We start from the raw sequence: 2,916 nt of genomic DNA on the forward strand, positions 1-2,916 counted from the left end.
CCGGCCTGGACCTCCCGGCCGGGGACCTGGAGTTCCTTCTCACGGTCGACCGTGACGTGTGGCGCGAGGAGGCCGCGCTCGTCCCCGACCACCTGAACACCTTCGGCGACCACACGCCGAAGGAGCTGTGGGACCAGTACCACGCGCTCGTGAAGCGCCTGGGCTGATCCCGCACCGCACACTCGTGGTGGGTTGCCCCGACATTCCGCCCTGACCAGTGGGGTCACGACGGCCCACCACGACCCCTCCGGCCCCCGGAGCCCCCTCAGGCTCCGGGGGCCGGGCGCGTTTCGGGGCCGGGGACGGTTCCGCGCGCGGGCCGTCCGGCCGGACGGTACGTCAGGGGCCGGGGCGGGCGCGGCGGGCGGATGGGTGGCACCCGGTCCGCGCGGTTCGTGGCGCGCGGACCGGGGCCGTCAGGGGGCGGCGACCAGGGAGTCCCCGGCCAGTGCCGCGGTGTGCGCGTCCATGCGTTCGGCGGCGAGGATCGCGGCGGCGGTGTCGGCCCGGGAGGCGGCGACGACCAGTGCGCGGCCCGCGAGGGCGTGCGCCTTGCGGTGCAGGGCCTGCGGGGAGGAGCCGCTCAGGCCCGCGTGCCGCGCGGGCGGTGCGCCGCGCAGCCGCGCCACCTGACGGGCGATGAGCTCGCCGCCCTCCGTGTCACCCAGCTCGTCGGTGACGGCGAGCAGGGCGGCGAGGTGTCCTGCGAGCTGGATGTCCAGCTCCTCCTCGCGGGAGCGGTGCGGGTACGCGTGGTCGTCGTCGGCCATCCGGTGGACCGACTTGGTGCGGATCGGTTCGTACATGGGGATGGCCTCCTGACTGCTCGGGAAGCCATCCTAGCTTAGATTCGTTCTAAAGTTGAGCGCCGTCCGGGTCGGTGGCCGGCGGGGGATCCGTCAGGCCGTCACGGCTGGCTGTATCCGTCCAGGAAGCGGCCGATCCGCGTCACCGCGTCCGCCAGGTCCGCCGCGGCCGGCAGCGTCACGATCCGGAAGTGGTCCGGCTCGTGCCAGTTGAAGCCCGTCCCGTGCACGACCATGATCTTCTCCGCCCGCAGCAGGTCCAGGACCATCTGCCGGTCGTCCTTGATCTTGTAGACGTTCGGGTCCAGCCGGGGGAAGAGGTACAGCGCCCCCTTCGGCTTCACGCACGTCACCCCGGGGATCCGGGTCAGCAGCTCGTACGCCGTGTCCCGCTGCTCCAGCAACCGCCCGCCCGGCAGCACCAGGTCCTCGATCGACTGCCGGCCCTGGAGCGCGGCGGCCACCGCGTGCTGCGCCGGCATGTTGGCGCACAGCCGCATGTTGGCCAGGATCGTCAGGCCCTCGATGTACGAGGAGGCGTGGTGCTTCGGGCCGCAGACCGCGAGCCAGCCGGAGCGGAACCCGGCCACCCGGTAGTTCTTGCTCATCCCGTTGAAGGTGAGCACGAGCAGGTCCGGCGCGATGGCCGCCGTCGGCGTGTGCGTGACGCCGTCGTAGAGGATCTTGTCGTAGATCTCGTCCGAACAGACCACCAGGTTGTGGCGGCGGGCGATCTCCGTCAGGGAGCGCAGCATCTCGTCGTCGTAGACGGCGCCCGTCGGGTTGTTCGGGTTGATGATCACGATCGCCTTGGTGCGGTCCGTGATCTTCCGCTCGATGTCGGCCAGGTCCGGCATCCAGTCGGACTGCTCGTCACAGCGGTAGTGCACCGCCGTTCCCCCGGCCAGCGAGACCGCGGCCGTCCACAGCGGGTAGTCCGGGGCGGGGACCAGGACCTCGTCCCCGTCGTCCAGGAGCGCCTGCATCGACATCTGGATGAGCTCCGAGACGCCGTTGCCGAGGTAGATGTCCTCGACGGAGAGCGGGATGCCCTTGGTCTCGTAGTGGCTCATCACCGCGCGGCGGGCCGACAGCAGGCCCTTGGCGTCCCCGTAGCCGTGCGCCTCGGAGAGGTTGCGCAGCACGTCCTCGAGGATGGCGGGCGGGCACTCGAAGCCGAAGGCGGCCGGATTGCCCGTGTTGAGCTTGAGGATGCGATGCCCCGCCGCTTCGAGCCGCATCGCCTCTTCGAGCACCGGGCCCCGGATCTCGTAACAGACGTTGGCGAGCTTCGTGGACTGGATCACCTGCATGTCGAGAGCTTACGGGGGGCGGCGGCGGGACGCCTCGTGTTCTCGGCCACGTCGGACCGCGCGGCGCCTCCGCCGGGCCGCCGGTGTGACCCGGATCGCACCCAGGGTGTCGTGCTCCCTACAATCCGGGCCATGAACGACGAGCTGCCCCGCAGCGCCCCGCGCGGGCGCCGCCGTCACGCCCCCGCCCGGCGCGGGCGCGGCCCGGTGTGGCTCGTCGCCACGGGCGGGGTCGCCGTCCTGGGCCTCGCCGCGGCGGCCCTGTTCGGCGGCGGATCCCGTACGGGCGGCGGGCCGGGCGCCCCGTCCGGGGACGGCGGCGGCGGGCTGCCCGCCCTCATCCAGGCCGACCCCTCCGCCGGCGGGTCCGGCGACTCCGGCAGCCCGTCGCGGCCCCCGGGCACCGGCCCCGGCTCCGACACGGGGGACGACGGCCCGGCCGCGCCCGGCGCGGGATCCGGCACGACCGTCCCGCCGGAGACGGCCGCACCCGGCGCAGGGCCGTCCGGGGGAACGCCCACCTCCGCCGCCCCGGTCCACGACGGCCCGGGACGGCAGCACCCGGACGAGGCCGCCATCCCCGAGGCGGAACCGTCCGGCACCGCCCCCGCGGGGACGGCGGACCCGGAGTCCACGGACGGACCCGGTCACCCCGGCCGGGGGAGGGGCGTGACGAAGCGCCCCCGGTGACCGGACGCGGCGCTGCGCACGGGGCCGGCGGGGCCCCGCCCCGGCGACGGGCGCGGGCCCGGGGCCGGGCGGCGGGTAGGTTGGCCCGTCATGTGGGCTTTGAGTGC

3 protein-coding genes are annotated in these 2,916 nt (G+C 74.2%); 1 reads left to right on the forward strand and 2 read right to left on the reverse strand.

The window, feature by feature from the left end; translation table 11 throughout:
* Positions 1–416: 416 nt before the first annotated feature.
* Together RIF68_RS33115 and RIF68_RS33120 are read right to left on the reverse strand one after the other, a co-directional pair.
* On the reverse strand, positions 417–806 hold the full coding sequence (locus tag RIF68_RS33115) for a hypothetical protein (RefSeq protein ID WP_309055132.1): 390 nt from the start codon (positions 804–806) through the stop codon (positions 417–419).
* 101 nt (positions 807–907) lie between these two features.
* Positions 908–2,119: a pyridoxal phosphate-dependent aminotransferase gene (locus tag RIF68_RS33120; protein ID WP_309055134.1), complete on the reverse strand. Its 1,212-nt coding sequence runs from the start codon at positions 2,117–2,119 to the stop codon at positions 908–910.
* 132 nt (positions 2,120–2,251) lie between these two features.
* Here RIF68_RS33120 and RIF68_RS33125 point away from each other — a divergent pair, with 132 nt between their 5' ends.
* Positions 2,252–2,809, forward strand: a complete 558-nt coding sequence (locus tag RIF68_RS33125; RefSeq protein ID WP_309055135.1) for a hypothetical protein — start codon at positions 2,252–2,254, stop codon at positions 2,807–2,809.
* Positions 2,810–2,916 lie beyond the last annotated feature (107 nt).

The organism is Streptomyces sp. (assembly GCF_031178505.1).
GTDB classification, from domain to species: Bacteria; Actinomycetota; Actinomycetes; order Streptomycetales; family Streptomycetaceae; genus Streptomyces; species Streptomyces gulbargensis.

What these genes read in the sequence shown, in the direction of transcription:
- RIF68_RS33115 (WP_309055132.1), bottom strand. Translation starts at nt 806, where the DNA reads ATGTACGAACCGATCCGCACCAAGTCGGTCCACCGGATGGCCGACGAC.
- RIF68_RS33120 (WP_309055134.1), bottom strand. Translation starts at nt 2,119, where the DNA reads ATGCAGGTGATCCAGTCCACGAAGCTCGCCAACGTCTGTTACGAGATC.
- RIF68_RS33125 (WP_309055135.1), top strand. Translation starts at nt 2,252, where the DNA reads ATGAACGACGAGCTGCCCCGCAGCGCCCCGCGCGGGCGCCGCCGTCAC.